Origin of the sequence: Zwartia panacis (assembly GCF_030410395.1) — a bacterium.
Lineage (GTDB): Bacteria > Pseudomonadota > Gammaproteobacteria > Burkholderiales > Burkholderiaceae_B > Zwartia > Zwartia panacis.
Window position 1 is genome coordinate 248761 of record NZ_JAUHHF010000003.1, and the last position, 22436, is coordinate 271196.

Here is a 22436-nt window from a genome sequence, read left to right on the forward strand (position 1 = left end):
ATCGCTCATGACTCGTTTCTCCTTTCTGATTTTCTCGCAAAAAGCTCTCCAGAGCCTTTGCTTGATGATGACCTGCTTATTTCTTCCGAACCTGGTATCCGGACAGATTAGCTTGCCAGGCATCCAGCCCAAGCAGCCGTCTATTCAAAGTGAAACCGGAATCCCGGAGCAGCGTGCGAAAGTAGAATCCCAGTTAGCCGAAACTCAGCGGCAGCGTGATGCCAAACTACCGAATAACCATGATTTGCCGAATGCTGACGCCGTAAGTCAGGCTGACAAGCAACGGTTATTGGATCGACTCGCCTTCCTGCAAGCTGAAAGAATCAAAAAACTCGATGAGCTTGCCGCTCTACAAAAAGCTCCACCTCCGCTTTTGTCAAGCCTACCCCAGGTCCAAGCACTCGGTGACTTCCCTCCCTATTCAGCCATCGCTGTCGATGCCTTGCGCGACGAACTAGACGGTCAACTAGACAAACTTCAGGGGTTGCTCAGCGGTCTTCAAATTAGGGAAGTAGAAAAGCAGACTCAACTTGAACAAAAGCGTCGCGCCGATGAAGCACTGCGGCTCAGCCAGGATCGTTTTGCCAATGCTCGTGGCGAAGAGCCCAAAGCTCAGGCGAAGTTGGCGCAAGAACAGGCTGAATTGCGTCAACGAGTTGCCGAATCTGAACTGGCGGTGCTATCCATAGACGAAGATCTGCTTAAGCTCAAAGCGTCGCAAATGCGCGTACTCAGTGATGAGCTCACACGCGTGGTAAAGAAGGCTCTTGCCGCTCAGCAATTGACCGAAACCGATCTGAATGCCCAACGCACTCGCATGACTGCCTTGCGCAAACGACTCAGTCAGGAAACAGCCAAAGCAAACGAGCGCAGGCGCAATCACGAAAGGGAGCGCACCAAGCTTTTGGCTAGCTCCCCCCTGCCCGATAGCAAGGAAGGACAGCGACTGTCCGTGCTGGATCAGGCATTGATCACTGACGGCATTATTCTGGATGGCCTCAACGCACTAGAAACACTGACTCAGATCGTCTATGACGCATGGGAGAAGCGTTATCTGATTCTCTCGGGAGGGAATTTAGAACAAAGGAGGCAGGCGCAAGCTTCCCTGGATAAAATCTATCAAGGCTTGATCAATCGAAAGCGCTTGTCACAGGAACAGCGTAACTCCGCACAGGCTGCCATTCGCGAGCAGGAAACACGAGTAGCCAATATTGCTCCAGATACAGCTGAGCACAATCAGGCGAAAGAGCTCCTGGCGCTGTTCAATGAAAGAGCTGCCATGTACGACAGACTTGAACTGGCTGCCAATCGCTTTGAACGACAGTTAGCAAGGTGGAGCGATGACACTGCTCAAGCCACAAACGCTTCGCTCAGCCTAAAGGCCAATCAAGTTGGCGAGCGTATTTTTTCGACAATTCAAAGCTTTTGGCAATTCGAATTATTTTCAGTAGATGATGTATCTGAAATAGATGGTCGAAAGGTGACAGTCAGCTATGGCGTGACCCTTGGCAAGAGTATCGTAGCGATACTGCTGTTTGTCCTTGGGTACTGGTTATTTTCCAAAGTATTGCAAGGCCTACAGATATTTCTGGTGCGTCGCTTTGGAATTAGCGATCAGTTGGCATCCGTCATCCGCCGCTGGGTCATGATTTTATTGGCAATTGGTCTAATCGTATTCGTGCTGAATCTCGCGCGCATTCCTCTGACGGTCTTTGCCTTTATGGGCGGTGCGCTGGCCATTGGCGTCGGCTTCGGCACGCAGACCATCATTAAAAACTTTATCAGTGGCATCATTATCCTGTTCGAGCGCAAGGTACGTGTCGGTGACATCATAGAATTGGGTGGCACAATCGGGCATGTCACAGCAGTCGATATGCGAGCAACCACTATTCGCGGCTTCGATGGTGTCGAAGCCTTGGTGCCCAATTCCAGTTTTCTTGAAACTCAAGTCACCAACTGGACGTATTCCAACCAGCAAATCCGCCGGGAATTGAGGATTGGCATTGCTTACGGTGCGGATACGAGAGTGACAGAGCAATTATTGTTAACAGCTGCTGCTAACCACCCAAGCACCCTCAAAACGCCTGCTCCTGAGGTCTTTTTTGAAGACTTTGCAGACAATGCACTTATCATGGTCCTTGTTTATTGGGTTGAACTCGGCCCAAAACTCGCGGCACGTAGCGTCGACAGCGATCTGCGTCACGCAATTTATCAACAACTTACTGAGGCGGGCATAGCAATCCCCTACCCACAGCGCGATGTCCATCTCAATGTGACCGCGCCATTACCAGTCAGCGTATCGCGACAGGCAAAAGAAATCTGACCTCAAGCCAGCTGCCCAAAAGAACATTTTTTTTAAACGCTATCGAAGGCGGTTGATATTTTGCAAAGAGTTATGCCGGATAAACCTGAGCTAAAAGCGCAATGCCCCTATTAATAGGGGCAGTTCAGGATCAACCAAAAACTTTTTGGCCCGCCACCCATGTTTCAGATACTTTAATCGCACTGATCACACTCACTTCCGTCGTGAAGGGATCTTTTTCTAAAATAGTAAGATCTGCTTCTTTACCCTGTTCGAGGGTGCCAAGCATATGCTCCATACCAATATGCCGAGAAGGATTGATTGTGATCGCGCGAAGAGCAGTATCCAAGTCCACTCTTTGGTCAGGTCCCACGACAGAGCCATCGGCGACACATTGGCGCATGAGTTGTATCTGTACGTGTCGTAAAGGACTCAATGGCATGCCTGCAGCGGGGTTATCTGAATGAACTGAGTAGTGAAGACCAGCTTTATGGGCAGCTGCGCATGGCACCATAAATGCAGCTCGCTCTGGTCCAAAAATTGAGTCTCTATACGCGGCACCATACAAATAGACGAAATCGGTCATAAAAGTCAGCTCATAGCCGAGCTTTTTGATTCGCTCAAGTTGATCTTGACGCACCATAGTCGCATGCTCCAGACGCATCAGGCCCATGGCAGGATTCGCACCATACACAGCTTCAAGAGCATTGAGATACTCCTCGATCGCAGCATCCCCTTGGCAATGCGCTAACATCGTCCAATCAGCCGCCTTGGCCTTTTTGCAAATCTCAGTCATTTGAATTTGCGTATAGCCTAACGTGCCCTTTTTATCGGTATTCAGATAGGGCTTCGATTGCGCGGCAGTCTCACCTTGGTTTGAGCCATCAACCCAGCATTTCATGCCATACAAAGAAAAACGGCTATTTGGCAAGATGCGCGCCCGATTTGCTGGGCCAAGAGACGTATATTTTTTACTCTCTTCTACAGCTTCTGAGCTGAAGCTGGCGCTCATCCTGATCGGCAAGAAGTTAGAAAGCTTTGCGAGAGACTCCACCCATTGAGGCTTGACAGTTCCCGGCTCGTGCAATGTCGTCAAACCTGATGCAGCAGCTTGTTTCGCATATTGCACCACCGCCTTCTCAAGCAATTCAGGGGATGGTTTAGGCACAGCGAGATCGGCAAACTTCATCAAGGCAGGTTCGTTATAAATCAAGCCATTCAATTGGCCATTATTATCACGCCCAAAATATCCGCCACCTGGCAGCATACCGACGTTTTGCGGAATATCTGCCTTTGAAAAAGCCAACGAATTGGCGGCCCCGACGTGACCATTCACATACAAGATAAAGATGGGATGGCTCGTCGAAATCTCATTGATTTCAGCCATCGACCAGTCTCCGCCTTGGAGCAGATTGTCATAAAAGCCGAAAGCCAACCACTGACCTGCCGGCGTTTTAGCCACGGTTGTTTTTATGAATGACTTGACTTGGTCTTTCGTTTTGTATTTTGCAAAACCTACATTGATCAGCAACTGATCAAACAAGCTGCTGAGTACGACATGATTATGTGGATCAATAAACCCAGGAAATACCGTCCTACCGTCTAAGTTGACGATCGTTGGTTTATTTTTAGTCAAGCTCATGATCTGATCAAGCGAGCCTGCACCCAAAATCTTTCCATTTCTAACTGCCAGGGCCTCGACTTTTTGAGCATTGCCCGACATCGTATAAATTGAACCATTACGGAATACCGTATCAGGACGCTCGATATCCTGAGCATTCAAACTGGCATGAAATGCAGCTGTTATGGAGCCGGCGCCGGTAAAAAGCATCAGCTTTCGGCGTTTGTCTGAAAAATTAGCAGTCAAATGTTCTGTAAACGCAGATTTTCTACACCACATGCACATAGCGGGAACTCACACATAATTTTGATTAAACGGTTTAGCTAGAAAGCTAAAACATCGCTAAGCATATGATGTCAAAGACTCGACAAGGATACCTACCAATCCCTACAGGGGCGTCATGATCGTGACCCACTCTCCTGTGCATCGCAATGGAAAGAATTGACCATTGAAGAATCTCGCCTAAAATTATTCAGACATGAAAAAATTGACAATAATATTTTTTTTAATACTGGCGAACTTTCTTGGTTCACTACCTGCCTATGCAAAAAACTCAGACCAATACCTCCTGAGTCAAGCTTATTTTGAAGACAAAAGCAATTCACTCTCAATCTCACAAATTGAGCAAAAAGAATTCATTCCCTATCAAGAAGCCCTGACAGGCGGTTATAAAACGGGAACGTTTTGGCTGAAGTTAAAAATCGCAGCAAACTCACAGCCACTTATACTCAAAATCAGACCTGTTTTTATTGAAGAAATCGAGCTGTTCGATTCCGCACTCCCACAACAAAAGCCCTTAGTGGGAAACAAATACCCATGGAAAGCTTCCGATATCGAAGCTGTCAGCTATAACTTCGAATTAGCACCTCGACCGGCAGAGCGAGAAATTTACCTCAGGATTAAGTCCGTCCGCAGCTATCTAGTCAATGCTGAAGTCATGCCGCTTGCTCAATATCAAAAAAGCGATCGCCAAGAACTTCTGGTCTATGCAGCATATTCGACACTGACACTGCTGATCGCATTGTGGCTACTCATCAGCTGGGTGTTACATCGCGAGTTAGTACTAGGAATATTTGCTGCTCAGCAGATCTTTGCGTTTCTACACACGTCATTGCATGGCGGAATATTTAAAATCCTTTTCGATGATTATTTCGATCCGATTAGGATGAATAGTTTTTTTAGTTTCCTTGTCGTGACCTATCCACTCTTTGGAATTTTGGCCAATAAATTTCTATTGAGAGATTATGGACTTAAAAAATCGTTTAATGCCGTCTTTAACTTATTGCTCTTTTTTTCATCTCTGATCATTACACTCAATTTCTTGACCAATCAGCCTCTCACATTTAATTTGAATAGCCTTTTAGTTTTCATCACTATTTCGTTCTTTCTTATTTCCTCACTGTTTGGAGTGGATATTAATCAATCTACTTTAAAGGCTGATGCCTTACCAATCAATGTATTACGTATTTTTTATTTTTTCAATTTAGCGCTTTGGACGATCGCAATCTTTTCTCTTCAAGGCTGGCTTCCAGGAGGAGATCTTGCTTTGCATTCACTGCATATCTACAGCATGGTGAGCGGATTGGTATTTTTCTTTTTGCTTCAGTACCGCGCAAAAGCATTATTAAAAATTGAGTCAAGCCGCACGATGGCACTCAAATCAGAGGCGGATCACGAACGGAAGCAACGCGAAGAACAATCCATGCTCATGGCCATGTTGTCTCATGAGATCAAGACTCCGCTTTCTGTCTTAAAACTTGTCGTGGATGAAAAGGTTTCAGGCTCTGATCTCGAGGGTCATGCAAACCGCGCTGTGAACAACATTAACTTTATTATCGAACGCTGCCTTCAACTCGGTAAAATCGATGCAAAGTCGACGCAAGTTCACAAAAAAACATTCAGACTAGATGACTTTATCAACAACTTGCTTTACCAATTTAAAACTCAAAGCTATACATCCCTCACCTGCCATGAAAATCCAATCGTGCATACAGATCAAGATATCTTGCGTATTATCGTCTCAAATATCTTAGAAAATGCCATCAAATATTCACCTAAGGCATCACAGATTTATATCGAAACAAGTGCTCAAGATATCAACGGTACACCCGGCGTACATGTTCAATTCATCAATGATGTGGGTTCAATGGGTGCGCCAGATCCTCAGCATGTATTCAAAAAATATTACAGAAATTCCTCGGCTACTAAAATAAGCGGTTCAGGACTAGGTCTCTATCTTGTTTACGAACTGATGCAGTTAATCGGCGGTCTCGTTTCGTATCAATTTCAACAGAATAAAGTTATTTTTAAATTATGGATACCCTCCTGAAAGTTGCGTTGGTAGAAGACAATGATGATTTTAGAGACCTTCTTAAAAGAGATATTTCCAAGGCCGGCTTTACAGTCCACGCAGCCGAGTCCGCAGAGGAATTGGATGATCTCGTCACACATACCCACATAGACCTTCTGATCCTAGATCTTAATCTTCCGGGTGAAGACGGTCTGAGCATAGCGAGACGATATAAGCGTTCGAATCCAGACCTGTACATCATCATGCTGACCGCTCGCGGCCGAGAATTGGATCGTATTAATGGATATGATTCTGGAGCAGATGTTTACCTCACCAAGCCGATATCGAGTGCTGAGCTGATGGCTGCCATAGGTAGTGTTTCCCGACGCTTATTGAAACAATATGACAGGCAAGATTTGATTCTTAACCCGCGTATGATGAGCTTGACGGGTACTAAAACAGTCGAGTTGAGTCGACAAGAAATAGTGATCTTAAAAGCACTCAATGAATCTCCAAATGGAAATCTTCCTTATTTCAGATTATTGGAACTTTGCGGTGAAATTGAGATGCATGAGCAATCAAAAGCCGCACTCGAAGTCCGTGTGGTTCGTCTTCGCAAAAAGCTCAATGATGCCGGAATTGAAGGTAAAGGGATTCGCGCCATTAGAGGAGAGGGCTACCAGTTATTGTCGCGCATCAAAATTATTTGAAATCACCAATACCCAGGAGTGTAGGTTTTTGTAGGTAATGAAAATCTGTCTCGTTTAATGTTCATCAACTTTGTTTAATGAACATTTAATCGTGGAAACATGAAAACTCACCTACTTGCTTCAGGTTTTTTATACAGCTTAATTTCATGCTCAGCGTTAGCACAGCCCGCTAATACTGCAACAAGCGATCTGGCAAAAAAACTAACCAATCCTGTCGCATCGTTGATATCCGTTCCTTTTCAATACAACTACGATGCCAATATTGGATTAGACAAAAAAGGAACGAGCAATAGCTTGGTCGTTCAGCCAGTCGTCCCCCTTAAGCTCAATAACAACTGGAACTACATTGTTAGGCCAGTCATGACCTTCGAGTCACTCAATAATGTCAATGGATACAGCGGCACAGGGGCCGGCCCTATCGTTGTAGAAACTTTTTTCTCACCCGCCGCTTCAAATGGATTGATATGGGGCGTTGGTCCTGTTGTCAGCACCCCATCGCTCTCCGGTTCGAATTTCGGCACCTCTCAAACAGGCGTCGGCTTGAGCGCTGTTGGTTTGGTGATGAAGTCACCATGGACGGCAGGTCTACTCACATACAACACATGGAGCGCTGGAGGAAGCGCGGTCAATGGCACGGCTAATAATCTGTTCTATCAGCCATTTATCTCTTACGTTACTCCAAGCGCCTGGACCTATTCGATCAACACCCAGTCTACTTTCAACTGGGATGCGCGACGGGCAGAAAACCCCTTGAATGCAACTGTTTCTAAACTGGTCAAAATCGGCGAAGTACCTGTCTCATTTCAAGTAGGCGCACGTTATTACTTAAGCAGCGTCCCGGGAGGCCCCTCTGGCTGGGGGGGTCGAGCAAGCATGACGTTCATTTTCCCAAAGTAAAACTATCAAAATTTTCAAAATACAAATAGACGGTCAGTGAGTGATGGGCATTTCGTAACAGAAATCCTCATTTTTATTGTTGATTTAGCTAGGAATGCACTAAATGAAATTTCCCCTTGCCTTACTTTTGACTGGACTCATGACGGCCCAATTTGCCAGTGCGCAGCCTGCTGCTAGCACGCCAGCAAGTTCATCCCCAATAAAAGACCAATGGAGTTACAGCATCACCCCTTATGTTTGGGCGCTTGGCATTAGGGGGTCGCTATCCCATAATAATTTATCAACAGGTCAGATCAAGCTCACTCCAGGCGACCTCTTATCTGATATCAAGATGGCAGCCATGATTGTCGCTGAGGCTCGGAGCAATAAATTTGGCGTCTATCTGGATGCGATGTATGGAGATCTTGGTAAAAACTCCTCTGCCGTGATTGGACGCGCGGATCTAAACGCCAATACGACTGCCAAGCTTTCAATGTTTACCCTCGCACCAAGTTTCAATCTATACAGTTCGAAAACTTCATATGTAGATGGATTGATCGGTGCAAGATATCTTTGGCTCAATGCAAGCACTACGATTTCTGATCCAGCGTTCGGCCTATCGTTCAAGCAGACCAGCACACAAAATATCACTGCCGCGATTGCTGGACTCAAGGGCAGATGGAATCTGGGTGAATCAAACTACTTCGTCCCTTTTTATGTCGATGCTGGCGGTGGGCAAAGTTCAAGCTTTACCAGCCAAGCATATCTGGGAATGGGTCGCTCATACGACTGGGGTGATGTGTCACTTGTTGCTAAAAACGTCTACTACCAGTTTAAGCCTAACAATACAAATGTTGACTTAAATATGTTTGGCGCTGCTGTTGCAGTAACTTTTAAATTTTAAATATTTTCTGTTGATACAGTGTGCTGAAATCCCTTAACTCATAATTTCGTCTATTGGAATAGATATGAACTACAAATCAATCTTCAAGACTCTTCCCATTGTTTCGCTTTACTGCATGTCTAATTTAGCGTTAGCAGAAATACAGATTTTGAAGGCCTCAACCATTATTACGATGGACGATAAGAATCCACGTGCTGAGGCCATTGCCTTTGATACCGTGACAAAAAAGATTACCGCTATTGGGTCGCTCCAGAATGTACGTGCCAGTGCACCTAACGCAAAAGTACAGGATTTAGGTTCTACCGTACTCATGCCCGGCTTTATTGATCCGCACAATCACCCGATTCTGTCGGGCATTACGACACAAGCTCCCGCCTATTGGATTGCACCTTACGTTGGCGCGAAAACATGGGCAGATGTCCAAGCAACCATAAAAAAGGCGGACGCAGAAGCTCCAGCCGGCAGACCTTTGGTATTCAATGGCCTAGACAGATTGTTGCAAGAGGCTCCTCTGCCAACACGGGACATACTGGATCAGTTAACGCCAAGCGGTCGTGCAATCATCGTGATTGATAATTCTGGGCATGCGGTTTACTTCAATACTGCAGTCGTCAAAATTTTAGGCTGGAAAGATGACAAGCCGCCTGTCAACCCAGTGGGCGGCAGCTATGGTCGATTTCAAGACGGCACCTCCAATGGCGTTGCCAATGAGTCGGCTGCATTAATGGCAGTGATTGGCCCGATCCTTCCCAAAGCAATACCCCACATTTTGCTCTCCAGCGCCAAGTGGTATGCGTATATGGCCTCAATGGGCATCACCTCAACATCGGAGCACACTTACAACACCGGCATGTACAAGGGTTACGAGGCATTAGCATCAGTCCCGGACAGCCCAGTAAGAATGCATGTTTATCATATGGCCATTGAGCCAGATGCAGCCGCGAAAGTGACATGGCCTGATCCCAGCATGGTTCGTAAAAATGGCATCAAGCTGTGGGCGGATGGAAGCCCATGGCTGGGAACTGTTGCACAGAGTTTTGGTTATTTAGATAACGCCCGAACCAAACAGGCGAATATTCTTCTGGGTCCACTGTTCGAAAAGGGCATGAATTACACGCGCGCGCAGCTCGACCAATTGCTCGATCAATATGCGCCTATGGGCTATCAAATGGCGTTTCATTGCAATGGCGACGTTGGATTTGATGTGGTGCTCGACGCCTATGAAAATGCTTTAAACAAATACAAGCTGATTGGAACCGATCACCGCTGGCGCGTTGAGCATTTAGGTGCTGCACGGGCAGATCAATTTCAGCGCGCTGAACGACTTGGGGTGACTGTTTCAATGGCGCCATTTCAGTACATCTATTGGGGTGATCTGTTAGACGGAACGATGTTTGCGTCTCAATACGGGGCTCAATGGCAGCGCGTGGGTGATGCGATGAAAATGAAAACACGCACCACATTTCACAATGATGGAACGGTCTCTCCCCCAGATACTTTAAGAAACATTCAGCGCATGGTGACGCGTACCACTGATTCGGGCAAGGTTCATGGTCCCAATCAGGCAGTCACCCTGGATGAAGCGCTTAAAGCATCCACGATCAATGGCGCCTATCAACTCAAACGCGATCAAGAAATTGGTTCGCTTGAAGTCGGTAAGTATGCTGATTTAGTAGAGCTGTCGGCCGACATTACTGCTGTGAATCCAAACGAGATTCTCGAGAAAGTGAAAGTCCAAGGGACATGGCTGGGTGGTAAGAAGATTGATATTAAGAAATTTATAGAACAAATTACTGCAATTGATCCCACGGAGCATAAAGACTTGGCAAACTCAGCTATCAAGAATTTTCATCGCCATTGATCGGAGTTTTACTAAATTCAAAACCATCTTTGTGAACTGCACCCTAAAAGTTGGACACCCATCCAACTATTGGGGTGTTTTTCAAATACCCCTGTGATAGCTCAACAAAAAGCCCATCCTTTTGAGATGGGCTTTTTATTGGTATTTATGACTCCCCAAGCTGGGCTCGAAGCAGCGACCTGCGGATGAACAGCGTAGGCAGCTTAAAATTATCTTATATTTTTCAATAACTTACTTATCAATTATGTGACCGTGCAATGGAAAGTGTAACGATAATAAAAAGAACACATCACTTTCGCCCATAGGTTCCGTCGTGATCCGCACAAACCAATAAAACGCGCAAAAACTGTCCGTCTCGAAAACCCAAATCTCGTGAAGACTTACTTAAACGAAACGAATAAATCGAATCCACGCCACGCGGAGGTGTCACGCTATATATTTTTTCCCAATGTAAACCTTTATCCGTATAAACCTGTTGCCATGTGAGTTTGGTGATTTTTTTTAGCATCGCACGTACTCGCTCAGCCTCGTCTGCCACCAACTCAAACCATGATTCCTGAAATGCAGGGTTATTTAAATCAAGCTGAACGAGCTTTACGCTTGACATCCTGCTTCCTCGTTACAAGCTTATCTGGATCAGATGCCTCTGGAGCATGTTGAGATACCCATTCAATAGCGCGTGCAACACGCTGTTTGATCTGTGGATTTTCAAGCCAAGCCTCGTTATCAGGCACAATCCTGGCTGTTTTAATAATCCATACACCTTCTGCCGGCATTTCTACCAACACTTGGCGGCCGGCATACTCCTTACCTAAGGAAATTTGTCCACTCGCCCCGACGCTCTTAACCATAGGTGGGACTGCTAAAGCGTGCGCCATATTTACACCCCATTATATTTTCATGCAATAGTGCATTCATGCGGCATGATAGCACGAATGCATGAAATATGAGTCACGCATGCTTGTGCGAAAAATAACGAAACTGATCCACACTTATCTAGATCTAAAATCAAGATCAAATCTTGAGACCATAGGTTTAATTCAAAAAAAAACAGCCCGAAGGCTGCTTTTTCATGTACTTGGCTCCCCGAGCTGGGCTCGAACCAGCGACCTGCGGATTAACAGTCCGTCGCTCTACCGACTGAGCTATCAGGGAATAGTCTGAAGGGACTAAAAAATACTAAATACATACGCTCTTTGGAAGAACCTCAGAGCATCTGAAATTAGCTTTTTATTCACCATTTTTCAAACACAAAAGATTCTAGCATAAATTGGGAAAAATAGTGCCGCGCCTCCCCCCGGAAGGTGGACTAGACCCACACTACGAAGTTAACCTTCTTGGTGAACTGACTTTTTCAACTGCGAACCAAAGGTTCAATGAAATGCTAATCAATTGCGTGGTGTACCAAGACGGTCAGAAAGTTGCCGATATAGACGTTGCGGATATCAGTGAATGGATGACCAAGCCAGGGTGTTTTATTTGGGTCGCCATGCGCGATGCCACGCTAGATGAGCTCAATCAAATGCAAGAGGAGTTTTCCTTGCATCCATTGGCCGTTGAGGATGCGGCCAAAGGACATCAGCGACCCAAGATCGAAGAATACGGAGATACCGTCTTTATCGTGATGCAGCTTCTTGAAAAACGCGATGAGGACTTGCATGTGGGCGAGGTCGCGATATTTGTGGGTCGCAATTTCATTTTGTCTGTCCGTAGAGATAGTCAGCAAAATTTTCTGGGCGTTCGCGAACGATGTGAGCGTGAGCCTGAGTTGCTCAAGCTCGGCTCAGGCTTTGTCTCTTACGCCTTGATGGATGCTGTCGTAGATCGCTATTTTCCGATTGTGAACGAACTCGAAGCAGATCTTGAGGAGGTTGAATCACAGATTTTCAATGAAAATTCAGCACGATGGAATATTGAACGTCTCTATGCGCTCAAACATCGAAGCTCGACCATCCGACACGCGGTCGTGCCATTATTGGAGGTTGCCGGCAAACTGCACGGTGGTCGCGTCCCTGCCCCGTGTATGAACAGCAAAGAATATTTCAGAGATGTACATGACCACTTGGAGCGTATCAATGGCGCAATCGACGCCGTTCGCGACACGATTGCGACAGCCATCCAGGTGAATTTATCTCTGGTCACTATTGAAGACTCGGCCGTCGTCAAGCGACTGGCTGCCTGGGCCGCCATTTTTGCGGCCTCAACCGCCATGGCTGGCATTTGGGGAATGAACTTCGAGGGCATGCCCGAGTTGAAATGGGAATATGGATACCCATTTGCGCTCGGAATGATTGGCGCGACTGCGTGCGTCCTCTTCTGGCAGTTCCGCAGACGTGGATGGTTATGAGGTTTTTTTAAACCTTATTTGACCGATTTTCTAGGCGGCAGACCCGTATGTTGGGTCAGCATACGTCCGGATCGGACGGGCTTGGCGACTGTTTTAGAAACCGTTTTGGAAACGACCCCTGCAGCCCGAACAGGCTGCCCGGACCTCACTGGCTGAGCCGTTTTCACGCCTTTAGGAACACTGGCCTGCGTGCTGTTTTTGCGACGCACGCTGGTGTAGCTACCGTCCGTTTGAGGCTGATGAAAAGGAATCAAATGCTTTTTCCCGTTACCGATCAGGTCCGCGCGGCCCATGGCCTTGAGGGCTTCGCGCAGCAAGGGCCAGTTGTTTGGATCGTGATAGCGCAAAAAGGCTTTGTGTAGTCTGCGACGTCGATCACCACGCACGATATCGACGGTTTCGCTCTCGCGCGTAATACGCCCCAGAGGGTTGCGACCCGAGTGGTACATCGCCGTGGCCGTTGCCATCGGACTTGGATAAAAAGTCTGTACTTGATCTGCGCGGAAACCGTGGCTCTTGAGCCACATGGCCAGATGCATCATGTCCTCGTCAGCGGTTCCAGGATGCGCAGCAATAAAATATGGCACTAGAAACTGTTTCTTCCCGGCTTCCTGACTGAACTTGTCGAACAGCTGTTTGAATTTGTCGTAGCTACCAATCCCAGGCTTCATCATCTTGGATAATGGGCCCATCTCGGTGTGCTCAGGCGCGATCTTGAGATAGCCTCCCACATGATGGGTCACGAGTTCCTTGATGTACTCGGGGGACTTGACTGCCAGGTCATAACGCAATCCTGAACCGATCAGGATTTTTTTCACGCCTTTCAATGCGCGGGCGCGTCGATACATATGAATGAGCGAGCTGTGATCCGTGTTCAGGTTTTGACACACATCCGGATACACACAGCTTGGCTTGCGACAGGCGGACTCGATTTCAGGACTCTTGCAACCAATCCGATACATGTTCGCAGTCGGACCGCCCAGATCTGAAATCACGCCGGTAAAGCCAGGCACCTTGTCGCGGATGTCTTCGATTTCACGGATCACGGAGTCTTCGCTGCGGCTCTGGATAATCCGGCCCTCGTGCTCAGTAATCGAACAGAACGTGCAACCACCAAAACAACCGCGCATGATGTTGACGCTAAACCGAATCATTTCCCACGCGGGGATCTTGGTGGCGCCATCATGACTACCGTTTTCATCCGCGTAAATCGGATGCGGACTGCGCGCGTAGGGAAGATCAAAAACCAGATCCATTTCTGCGGTGGTCAGTGGAATCGGCGGAGGATTGATCCAGACATCGCGCGCGGTTCGACCCTCGCCGTGCGCCTGGACAAGCGCGCGCGCATTTCCGGGGTTGGTCTCCAGATGTAACACGCGATTGGCATGGGCATACAAAACGGGATCGGATTTGACCTGCTCGTAGGAAGGCAGGCGGATCACACTTCGATCACGCGGCGGGACCTTGAGCTTGCCTTTGGTCTGCAGGGAGGGATTCGGCTGAAAGAGCAGTGGTGACTCGGTTTTAGCGGTGGTTTTAGCAGCGGTTTTGGCAGCGGTTTTAGAATTCACCTCGTCTGCAACGGCGCGTGCCTCATCGTTTCGCGCACAGCTTTCACCCTGCTCGAGCGCCTGCTCGCTAATCATCAGATATGGATTGACGTGAGCCTCAACCCTGCCCGGCGCATCCACACTCGTCGAGTCGATCTCAAACCAGCCCTCTGGGGTTTCACGCCGAACAAAAGCCGTTCCCCGAACGTCAGTAATATTTTGTACGGGTTCTTTCGCCGCCAACCGATGCGCGATTTCGACAACCGCACGCTCGGCATTTCCATACAACAGCAAGTCGCACTTGCTATCCACAATGATCGAGCGGCGAACCTTGTCGGACCAGTAATCGTAATGCGCGATACGGCGCAGCGAGCCCTCTATGCCACCTAAAACAATCGGCACGTCTTTATAGGCTTCTTTGCATCGCTGGGTGTAGACAATCGCTGCGCGATCCGGCCTTTTGCCACCCACATCACCGGGGGTGTAGGCATCATCACTACGCATTTTGCGATCAGCCGTATAACGGTTGATCATCGAGTCCATGTTGCCCGCAGTCACGCCAAAAAACAGATTGGGCTTGCCGAGCGCCTTGAAAGGCTCAGCGCTTTGCCAGTCGGGCTGGGCGATGATACCCACCCGGAACCCCTGATTTTCCAGCATCCGGCCGATCACGGCCATGCCAAAACTTGGATGGTCCACATACGCATCGCCCGTCACGATAATGATGTCGCAACTGTCCCAGCCGAGCTGGGTCATCTCATCGCGACTCATCGGTAAAAACGGGGCCACGCCAAAGCGCGCCGCCCAGAACTTGCGATAGCTGCTCAGGGGTTTGGCGTTGCGGGGAAAGAGGGAAACATCGGCATAAGTGGTCATATCCCTACTATTATCCGGGTAATCCCCCGTATCAACAAGGTTCGCCTCAAGAACTATAGGGTCATCGGACACCTTGAAGCCTTGCGAAAGAGCAAAATTGCTCGATAAAACCCCTAAATCCGCTCTGATATAATTTTGGGCTGATGCCGATGTAGCTCAGTTGGTAGAGCAGCTCATTCGTAATGAGAAGGTCGACAGTTCGATTCCGTTCATCGGCACCAATAAAACAAAAAGGTCGTAGAGCTAAGATACTCTGCGACCCTTTTTATTTGTCTGCATAAAAATTACTTGATATTACTGCAGCCATTCTCCACAGGTTTACCTGCGATACGATCCTTGACCCACTCGAGATACATAGGCGCCGATACACCAGGGGTTGTAAAGTGCGTCTGCTCACCCGGTAACTGAATTCTCGCTACGTTCGCGCCTATTGAGCACATCTGCTTTTGATAGATTTCATGCATCACTGGGGGCACAGTGACATCTTTTGTTCCCCAGTAAATCACGACAGGTGCCACAGGTTTGACTGGCTTAACGCTTCCATCAACAAAGGCCTGGATCCATGCCAAGGTGTTGCTTGCCTGTGGCTTCAACAGTGATTTGTAACTGTCTCCGTAAGCATAGTTAAACGAATCCGCCATGACATGCACACACTTATTGCTGGATAGTTGATCCGCAACCTTGGCACCCTCTTCAGTCAGCACGTCTGTCAATTTGAGATGAGGATATGCAGCCTGAGTGCCCCAGAGTCCCATCATAAAATGGGTGAACAAAAATACATTCGGTACGTTCTCAGCGACAAACTCCTTCATGAGCTTATCCGCTCCAGCTTGGTCAATTTGAGATTTTGGAAGCACCGCAGCTAGGTCCTCAGGTGCCAATGCGACAAATCCAAGATACTCCAAGTTGTCCGCCGCCGTACCTTGCTGAGCTTGATATTCCGGCAAACTTGCTGCTGCAATCGTGGCGCCACCTCCCTGCGACCAACCATAGAGAAGCGTCTTCTTACCCGCACCAAGTTCTGGCATCGAGCTCGCTGCTCTGGCGGAATTAATAACATCTCTGCCATTTGTTCCCGCTACGGCATATTGATGCTTGCCGCCACCGCCCAGTCCTTGGTAGTCGGTCGCCACAACAACGTAACCTTCATTAATAAACTCCTGACCATTTGGAATGCCAAAATCGGTCCAAGAATTTCCGTTCATTAGAAAATACTGATTGAGGGGACGTGTTGGATCAATCACTTGTGATGGACCACAATTCTGAGCCGAGCCGGTAGTGCCGTGTGCCCAAGCAAGAATATGTCTACCCTCTTTGGGAGCAGGCCCTACTGGAGCAATGACCAACCCTGTCGCAATGGTCTTGCGTCCTGCGACATCAGAGGAAATGTAGGCGATCTTCCAGGCTCTCGCGCCTTTGAGCGAGGTTTTAATTTCCTCCTTATGAATCACTTGTCCCAATTTTCCATCGGGAGTCATTCGCGCGACTGATTCATAAAATGGAGGCAAAGGAGGCTCTGCTTGACTGGCTGAGGTAAACATCACCGAAGAACCCATGACCAACATCAAGAAACGAATCGAATTTTTCATGAAAAATACCACTCAGGTATGTGAATGACCAGAACGATCCAGATTGTAATAGTGAAACATAGAGAGCAGGCTGTTTCTATCGAATCACTAATCCTTGAGTATTCATCAATACCTCTTTGATCGCGTCATGATATTTTCCATATCCCGAGCATCTGCACAGATGATCACCCATGCTATCCATCACGGTTTGATTGAGATCGGAATATTTGACAGGATTTCTCTTAAGCTGATCCATCAACAGCGTGATGCCCATCAAAAATCCCGGTGTACAGTAGCCACACTGAAACGAGAAATGACTCAACAACGCTTGCTGCTGGACGGACAAAACATCTCCTGACGACAATCCTTCGACAGTCATGATGTTCATCCCCTGTAGACCAACAGCAGGCATCAAACATGCTTGCATTCTTTGCAGCCCCTGGTCACCGGACGCACTTACCGCGACCGTACAGGCTTTGCAAATACCGATCCCGCAAGAGACTTTAGTCCCGGTCAGTCCAAGCTTCTCGTGCAAAAAATCAGCCAGACTAATGTCAGCATTGGCTTGTCCTTGAACGTCCTTACCGTTGACTTTCAGTTGAATGTTGATTTGAGTCATGTCGATAACGCTTTTTTAACGTCCGCTTGTCTGATGGGTAATGATTTAAAGCGATATTGAGTGGCATCCGCCAGAGCATTCACAATCGCGGCAGAAATGGGATTAAAAACGACTTCGGACATGCCTCTTGGCTCATCCCCCTGCGTTGCGTCAAGAATATTGAATTTCGCGACACCCACAGCGCACTCTCTGGCGGTGGGTAATTTATAAAGGTGCAAATTGAATTCGCCTTGCCCGGCAGACTGGTTATCAAGGGAAAGATCTTCGGTCAAGGTTTGACCAATTCCCATCGCAAACGCACCCAGCATCTGCCCTTCGACGATCTCTTTTTGAATCGGGGGTCCACAATCCAGAAAGGTTTCCGCATCCACAACCCTGATCTCACCGGTTGATCGATTCACGGTCACCGACACAATCGCGGCATAGGAAGACATGCGATTCGCATCACCATTCAAAGAGCGTAATGGAGAATATTTAACACGTGTGCGCGGCACGGCTACATACTGATTCGCTCCTCGACGTATTGATAGCGCATCAATCTCTGTGTCATAGGATCGCTGAGAAAGCACAAAAGAAGCTTCTGCCCAACTTTCCCGATAATAACCATGCACGAGCGCACCGGTCATTAAATCGTTCTGGTAGGCTGCAGCAGCAAGCTGTGCGAATGAAAACTTGCGACCATCCTTGTAATTGAATCCATTGGCATCGAACGAATAATCGTCTGAGCGCGATTGCGCATCTGCAGCAGGGATTCCAAGCAATAGAAAAGCTGCAGGGATCAATCCAAAATCACGAATGACTTTTGCTGCTTCAAGCACTGTGTGCCTGAGATGATAGGCCGATGTACTTGCCGCACTCGATATCACCAGTGATGGCGTCCAAAACGGATTCAAAGATAATTCGCCTTGCTCCTTTTCACTCTTTGCAGGAGTCGTCACTAAATTGAGTGCGTCAAAATAGTCTGTCACACCGATTTGAACTTCATCGGCCGGACGACCAAAAATGGACGATATCGATAGAGACAGAGTCGTTGCCGAGCCATTGCCCATATCAACGCTCGGTGTGTAAAGCTTGATCATGCCGTTTGGAGAAATCTCAACTCCGGCAAGACATCCATTCTCATGCTTTCCAAAGGTCTTGAACGCCGCAGCAAATCCAGTCCCATAAAGGATCTCAGAATTGCTTTTCTGCTTTTTATGACTTGCACGATCACGCCAAAGCGATGACTGACGCGCTGCCGTCAGCACTTTTTGCGCATGCGTCGGAATGACAAGCTGGACACCCGTCTGTGTATAGGGGTTTCCTGGTAGACAGTTTTTCAGCCTGATCTCGATTGGATCCATCTTGAGCGCTTGCGCAGCTTCATCAATCAGACACTCAAGGGCGAATGAAGACTGAAATGATCCAAAGCCTCTCATGGACCCAGCTGGAATATTCTTACTAGCGTTTGCGACAGCATCGATCTGGGAGCGGGGGAAATGATAGGCACCTGAGGCGTTTCTTGCTCCGACACTTTGCACGGCGAAACTATAGTTATTTTGACCCCCCCCATCCAAGGTCATTTCTGATCGTAGATATTGAAATTGTCCGTTCGAATCCACTGCCATGGAGATGTCTGTTTTCGAAGCATGTCTTTTCAAACCGCCTTGAAACTGATCTGAGCGAGTATGAACGATTCGATGGCTCACATCCGGCTCAGCCAGCGCGGCTATCGCCAGATGCAATGAAAAATCAGAACTGTCCTTACCGCCAAACCCCCCGCCAAGAAAACAGCAATGAACAACAATACGTTTAATCGGGGGAGTATTAGCCTTGGAAAAGAACGCCTCAATCGCGACCGCATCCTCTTGGGGTGACTGCGTGCCTAAAACGAGCGACAGCGTCTGACTCTTGCTGTCATACCATGACAATCCGTTTTCAGGCTCCAGGAACATGGGATCAACAGACTGTGTAGAGTAGGAAGACTTGAGCTTGAGCCAACCAGACTGATCCAGTTCATCTTGAATTTTTTGGCTGTAGCGATTTGTCAGGGCCTGATATCTATCTTTAGCCAGCAAGGCAGCAGAGGTATCGGTGAAATCAGTGCCCGGCACATCTTTCATAAATGAAAATTCGGGTTCCCGTCCTTTCCCCTGATAAAAAACAAAGCTGCTCGATCCGTAATTAGGCTCTGCCAATTGCGGTGAGTTGCCCTCATACTGGATATAGCGCTTAAGTTCGGGGAGTTTTGACTTTACCGCCAAAAAGTCATCGACACTTTTGAAAGAAATCAGTGCAATTGGCTGTCCAAAATAAGCGGGACTAGCCCCTGGAGACACATAAAATTCAGGCTTTAAAAAGGGAGGAGCACCCAAACATCCCCATTGATTCAGATCTTGCCCCGTCACCAGTTTGAAATCGCCATACTGCTGCCGCATCTGCTCAAGATCGAGACCCTTGTAGACGAGGTCGACTCTGGGCGCCCGGAGAATGACACCACGCCTTTCATTGGTTGGCCAGCCAGGAAAATCTTTTGCGCGAAAATCAATGGCATAAATCTTTCCACCTGTTGCCTTGATCCGCCCCTCATACAACTGTTTACCCGCCAAACTCTGGCTCGCCAGTGCTGCCTGACCTGGCAATGGAGATGAAAAGGCATTTCCAGGATTCAGGTAACGGATAACGATCGCAGCCACACCGGTGCGATAGCTTGTCTTGAGAAATTCTCTTCTATTTAAGATCATCGAGAGTTTTAGCTCCAGGACCTGGGGTGACTAAAGCAGGCCATTGTTTGGATCCGAATGGTACTAAGGGGGGCAGAAATGCTTCACGACCTCGTTTTTGCATTTCAGCAATGATTGCTTTTCTGGCATCCCCACCCATCAGCTCATAATCCATCAACGACTTATTCCCGAAAAAAACATCCCCGGTAATACGATCCGAAGCAATGCGGGAGACAGCGGTCAACATATCCTGTGGAGTCGTTGTAAAGGAGGTGGTTTCGATTAACATTAATCTGTCATTGATCGCTTGCGGACCAAAGTATTGAGCTAATACGCTAAATAATATGTTGTTTTGCCGGGCGACATAAATCGTGTTGCTGGCACCGTAGGTTTTATCCCAATCATTGCCTAGATCAGCTTTCCATTTATCCAGTACGCCCATCCAGTGTTGGACTTGCGTTTGCGCAGCCCAGCCGATAATCAACTTTAGATCAGGGCCGGTCTTTCTGGCAAAGTCCTGCAAATCCTCTGGGCTCAGTTGATTTTTCGACAAACACAAGGTCAGATAATCACTGTTGGCTTTAAGAATATTCCTGACGACAGGTCTCCAGGATTCGTTCATTTCAACTTGACTCAAACTCGCCAAAGCTTTGTTTGTATCAGTGAGGTAAGTTTCTAAAGGCGCCTTCCATCCCATCGAATCTTTTTTATTTAAATATTGCAAAACGATCTGAGAAATCGCCATTGTGCTGTGCCCGGTCGACTTCAGTATCTGATAGATCACTGGCACGGAGGGGGCATGCTCGACTTCCTTTCCAGGCCGATAGAGCATCATTTTTCCACCAGTACCCGAGAAAAGTCCAAGGATCAATGGATGATTGGAAAGGAAGCGTGTCTGAAAGTCTCCTAAAGCCTGTTCATAGAGTGTAAACATGCCGACATTCAGTTCAAGAATGCTATTTAACGCTGCATCCTTCGACGCTTGAGTGTTGGCAGGCGTTTCTGTTTTTGCGGCATGCGCAGTAACCGAGTTAAACAGCATGACGCTAGCGATCGTAAGCGTCAAAAAACTAGATTTTTTCATTTGTACGTCTTTGCCTGATTGGTGGCTTCAGTCCATTTAGCGCGAAACTCTTGCGGACTTACTGCAGCCTCGAAATGTCCATTAGGACCACCAAGCTTTTTGAAGATTTCAGGATAGACCATGTACAGCGCAGCGGACTGATCCCATAACAATGATTTACCGCCGTAAATCTTGTTTGGCCATGTGTCGAGATTCCAACTATTGGTGTATCCAAGCAAGACCTGTTTCAGCGTATTGGGCAATCCCTCTGAATGAAGATTCTTAACCATCTCAAGAGTGGGTCCATACACCGTACCTTTGCATGCCCCTTGATTGGGGGTGGTGTCACACTTGGAACGTGGGACATCCACATAGGTATATTTGTATTTAGGTAATTGCTCGTAAAAGACTTTCTTGCAAGCAGGCATGTCGTACTCGCAATTGAAAGAGAAATTACCGGGTCGCTGTGTCGTATCGCCCTCTAAAGCCTTACCCATGATCACGACATGATTGATTTTGGATTCGATGGCAGGACTGTAATTCACAAAAGAGGAAAACGTTCCAATGATCAACACATCTACCGTTTTACAGTTGGAAACCGCTTTGACGACTTGATTTTTATAATCAGCTTGCACGCCGGCAGGAGGCATCCCTGAAACAGTAAAGTTATTGATCCGGTTCATCAAATCACGATACTGTAGGACAAACTGTCCCCATTCAGACACAATCTTCTTTTCATCAAGATGGGTGCTTGCGCCGATAATCACGGGAATATGTCTCTGATTCGGCTCGGCAATGAGTCGGCTCAACGCTGCAGCACCTAACTCAGGTTTTGTATAGCCTTCAGAAGTGACAAAAGCCGCCACATGCTTGTTACCGATCACGAGCGGAATCGCCATCATGTCGTCGATATCAAAGTCCGTATCCACCAGCACACATTGATTGACCGAAGCCGTACTTTGCGTATTTCTTTCATCGACGCTCGCACAGCCGTGCATCAAAATTGAGACGAATGCGAGGCTGAGCCAAACGAGGGGCCTAAAGTTATTCTTTGCTATAAATTTCATGATCTCACCAGAACCTATCGTGTGCAATATTCGCAAACTAAACGTCAAGATCCTAACAAAGTTCGATCATTGCAAAACCG

At 47.5% G+C, this 22436-nt stretch carries 16 protein-coding genes and 2 tRNA genes; 8 read left to right on the forward strand and 10 right to left on the reverse strand.

Annotated features, from left to right (window positions below; genetic code table 11):
• Nucleotides 1-7: 7 nt before the first annotated feature.
• Nucleotides 8-2323 carry a mechanosensitive ion channel domain-containing protein gene (locus tag QWY30_RS05955; RefSeq protein ID WP_290239139.1) on the forward strand — a complete coding sequence of 772 codons (2316 nt, stop codon included), beginning with the start codon at nucleotides 8-10 and terminating at the stop codon, nucleotides 2321-2323.
• A gap of 130 nt (nucleotides 2324-2453) precedes the next feature.
• Here the strand turns inward: QWY30_RS05955 and QWY30_RS05960 are convergent, their stop codons facing one another.
• Nucleotides 2454-3944 carry an amidohydrolase gene (locus QWY30_RS05960; protein WP_290239142.1) on the reverse strand — a complete coding sequence of 497 codons (1491 nt, stop codon included), beginning with the start codon at nucleotides 3942-3944 and terminating at the stop codon, nucleotides 2454-2456.
• A 457-nt stretch (nucleotides 3945-4401) separates the two neighbouring features.
• Between QWY30_RS05960 and QWY30_RS05965 the strand changes: the two genes are divergently transcribed.
• From QWY30_RS05965 to QWY30_RS05985, 5 genes are all read left to right on the forward strand, one after another.
• Complete coding sequence (locus tag QWY30_RS05965; RefSeq protein WP_290239144.1) at nucleotides 4402-6252, forward strand: sensor histidine kinase; 1851 nt, start codon at nucleotides 4402-4404, stop codon at nucleotides 6250-6252.
• Nucleotides 6237-6923: a response regulator transcription factor gene (locus QWY30_RS05970; protein ID WP_290239147.1), complete on the forward strand. Its 687-nt coding sequence runs from the start codon at nucleotides 6237-6239 to the stop codon at nucleotides 6921-6923. Before QWY30_RS05965 ends, QWY30_RS05970 begins: the two co-directional genes overlap by 16 nt.
• Before the next feature lie 99 nt (nucleotides 6924-7022).
• Nucleotides 7023-7820, forward strand: a complete 798-nt coding sequence (locus QWY30_RS05975; protein ID WP_290239149.1) for a transporter — start codon at nucleotides 7023-7025, stop codon at nucleotides 7818-7820.
• A gap of 103 nt (nucleotides 7821-7923) precedes the next feature.
• A complete protein-coding gene (locus tag QWY30_RS05980; RefSeq protein WP_290239151.1) occupies nucleotides 7924-8703 on the forward strand; it encodes a hypothetical protein in 780 nt (259 codons plus the stop codon).
• Nucleotides 8704-8767: 64 nt separating this feature from the next.
• Nucleotides 8768-10564, forward strand: coding sequence for an amidohydrolase (locus QWY30_RS05985; protein ID WP_290239154.1), 1797 nt, complete (start codon nucleotides 8768-8770; stop codon nucleotides 10562-10564).
• Between the two features lie 289 nt (nucleotides 10565-10853).
• Here QWY30_RS05985 and QWY30_RS05990 read toward each other — a convergent pair whose 3' ends face one another.
• The 3 genes from QWY30_RS05990 to QWY30_RS06000 form a co-directional block, all read right to left on the reverse strand.
• Nucleotides 10854-11171 (reverse strand): hypothetical protein, encoded by a 318-nt coding sequence (locus QWY30_RS05990; RefSeq protein ID WP_290239156.1) that lies wholly within the window; start codon nucleotides 11169-11171, stop codon nucleotides 10854-10856.
• The gene (locus tag QWY30_RS05995; protein ID WP_290239158.1) at nucleotides 11143-11415 is read right to left on the reverse strand and encodes a hypothetical protein; all 273 of its coding nucleotides are present in this window, start codon (nucleotides 11413-11415) and stop codon (nucleotides 11143-11145) included. Before QWY30_RS05995 ends, QWY30_RS05990 begins: the two co-directional genes overlap by 29 nt.
• Nucleotides 11416-11643: 228 nt before the next feature.
• Nucleotides 11644-11719: transfer RNA gene (locus tag QWY30_RS06000), tRNA-Asn, on the reverse strand.
• Between the two features lie 226 nt (nucleotides 11720-11945).
• On the opposite strand from QWY30_RS06000, the gene corA reads away from it, so the two are divergent.
• A complete protein-coding gene (gene corA / locus QWY30_RS06005; protein WP_290239160.1) occupies nucleotides 11946-12911 on the forward strand; it encodes a magnesium/cobalt transporter CorA in 966 nt (321 codons plus the stop codon).
• 14 nt (nucleotides 12912-12925) lie between these two features.
• On the opposite strand, the gene QWY30_RS06010 is transcribed toward corA, so the two are convergent.
• Complete coding sequence (locus QWY30_RS06010) at nucleotides 12926-15337, reverse strand: YgiQ family radical SAM protein (protein ID WP_290239161.1); 2412 nt, start codon at nucleotides 15335-15337, stop codon at nucleotides 12926-12928.
• 145 nt (nucleotides 15338-15482) lie between these two features.
• Between QWY30_RS06010 and QWY30_RS06015 the strand changes: the two genes are divergently transcribed.
• Nucleotides 15483-15558, forward strand: a tRNA-Thr gene (locus tag QWY30_RS06015).
• 63 nt (nucleotides 15559-15621) lie between these two features.
• Here the strand turns inward: QWY30_RS06015 and QWY30_RS06020 are convergent.
• The 5 genes from QWY30_RS06020 to QWY30_RS06040 form a co-directional block, all read right to left on the reverse strand.
• The gene (locus QWY30_RS06020; protein ID WP_290239163.1) at nucleotides 15622-16926 is read right to left on the reverse strand and encodes a lipase family protein; all 1305 of its coding nucleotides are present in this window, start codon (nucleotides 16924-16926) and stop codon (nucleotides 15622-15624) included.
• A 76-nt stretch (nucleotides 16927-17002) separates the two neighbouring features.
• Nucleotides 17003-17524: a (2Fe-2S)-binding protein gene (locus QWY30_RS06025; protein ID WP_290239166.1), complete on the reverse strand. Its 522-nt coding sequence runs from the start codon at nucleotides 17522-17524 to the stop codon at nucleotides 17003-17005.
• The gene (locus tag QWY30_RS06030; protein ID WP_290239168.1) at nucleotides 17521-20247 is read right to left on the reverse strand and encodes a xanthine dehydrogenase family protein molybdopterin-binding subunit; all 2727 of its coding nucleotides are present in this window, start codon (nucleotides 20245-20247) and stop codon (nucleotides 17521-17523) included. The genes QWY30_RS06025 and QWY30_RS06030 overlap by 4 nt, the downstream gene beginning before the upstream one ends.
• Entirely contained in the window at nucleotides 20234-21310 is a 1077-nt protein-coding gene (locus tag QWY30_RS06035; RefSeq protein WP_290239170.1) for a hypothetical protein, read from the reverse strand. Before QWY30_RS06035 ends, QWY30_RS06030 begins: the two co-directional genes overlap by 14 nt.
• Nucleotides 21307-22356: a nucleoside hydrolase gene (locus tag QWY30_RS06040; protein WP_290239172.1), complete on the reverse strand. Its 1050-nt coding sequence runs from the start codon at nucleotides 22354-22356 to the stop codon at nucleotides 21307-21309. Before QWY30_RS06040 ends, QWY30_RS06035 begins: the two co-directional genes overlap by 4 nt.
• Nucleotides 22357-22436: the final 80 nt, after the last annotated feature.

Excerpts from the sequence above, each read along its gene's own strand:
- QWY30_RS06010 (WP_290239161.1), bottom strand. The coding sequence starts at position 15,337 with ATGACCACTTATGCCGATGTTTCCCTCTTTCCCCGCAACGCCAAACCC.
- QWY30_RS05995 (WP_290239158.1), bottom strand. The coding sequence starts at position 11,415 with ATGGTTAAGAGCGTCGGGGCGAGTGGACAAATTTCCTTAGGTAAGGAG.
- QWY30_RS05990 (WP_290239156.1), bottom strand. The coding sequence starts at position 11,171 with ATGTCAAGCGTAAAGCTCGTTCAGCTTGATTTAAATAACCCTGCATTT.
- QWY30_RS05985 (WP_290239154.1), top strand. The coding sequence starts at position 8,768 with ATGAACTACAAATCAATCTTCAAGACTCTTCCCATTGTTTCGCTTTAC.
- corA (WP_290239160.1), top strand. The coding sequence starts at position 11,946 with ATGCTAATCAATTGCGTGGTGTACCAAGACGGTCAGAAAGTTGCCGAT.
- QWY30_RS05970 (WP_290239147.1), top strand. The coding sequence starts at position 6,237 with ATGGATACCCTCCTGAAAGTTGCGTTGGTAGAAGACAATGATGATTTT.
- QWY30_RS06030 (WP_290239168.1), bottom strand. The coding sequence starts at position 20,247 with ATGATCTTAAATAGAAGAGAATTTCTCAAGACAAGCTATCGCACCGGT.
- QWY30_RS06040 (WP_290239172.1), bottom strand. The coding sequence starts at position 22,356 with ATGAAATTTATAGCAAAGAATAACTTTAGGCCCCTCGTTTGGCTCAGC.
- QWY30_RS06025 (WP_290239166.1), bottom strand. The coding sequence starts at position 17,524 with ATGACTCAAATCAACATTCAACTGAAAGTCAACGGTAAGGACGTTCAA.
- QWY30_RS06020 (WP_290239163.1), bottom strand. The coding sequence starts at position 16,926 with ATGAAAAATTCGATTCGTTTCTTGATGTTGGTCATGGGTTCTTCGGTG.
- QWY30_RS05955 (WP_290239139.1), top strand. The coding sequence starts at position 8 with ATGACTCGTTTCTCCTTTCTGATTTTCTCGCAAAAAGCTCTCCAGAGC.
- QWY30_RS05975 (WP_290239149.1), top strand. The coding sequence starts at position 7,023 with ATGAAAACTCACCTACTTGCTTCAGGTTTTTTATACAGCTTAATTTCA.
- QWY30_RS05980 (WP_290239151.1), top strand. The coding sequence starts at position 7,924 with ATGAAATTTCCCCTTGCCTTACTTTTGACTGGACTCATGACGGCCCAA.
- QWY30_RS05965 (WP_290239144.1), top strand. The coding sequence starts at position 4,402 with ATGAAAAAATTGACAATAATATTTTTTTTAATACTGGCGAACTTTCTT.
- QWY30_RS05960 (WP_290239142.1), bottom strand. The coding sequence starts at position 3,944 with ATGAGCTTGACTAAAAATAAACCAACGATCGTCAACTTAGACGGTAGG.
- QWY30_RS06035 (WP_290239170.1), bottom strand. The coding sequence starts at position 21,310 with ATGAAAAAATCTAGTTTTTTGACGCTTACGATCGCTAGCGTCATGCTG.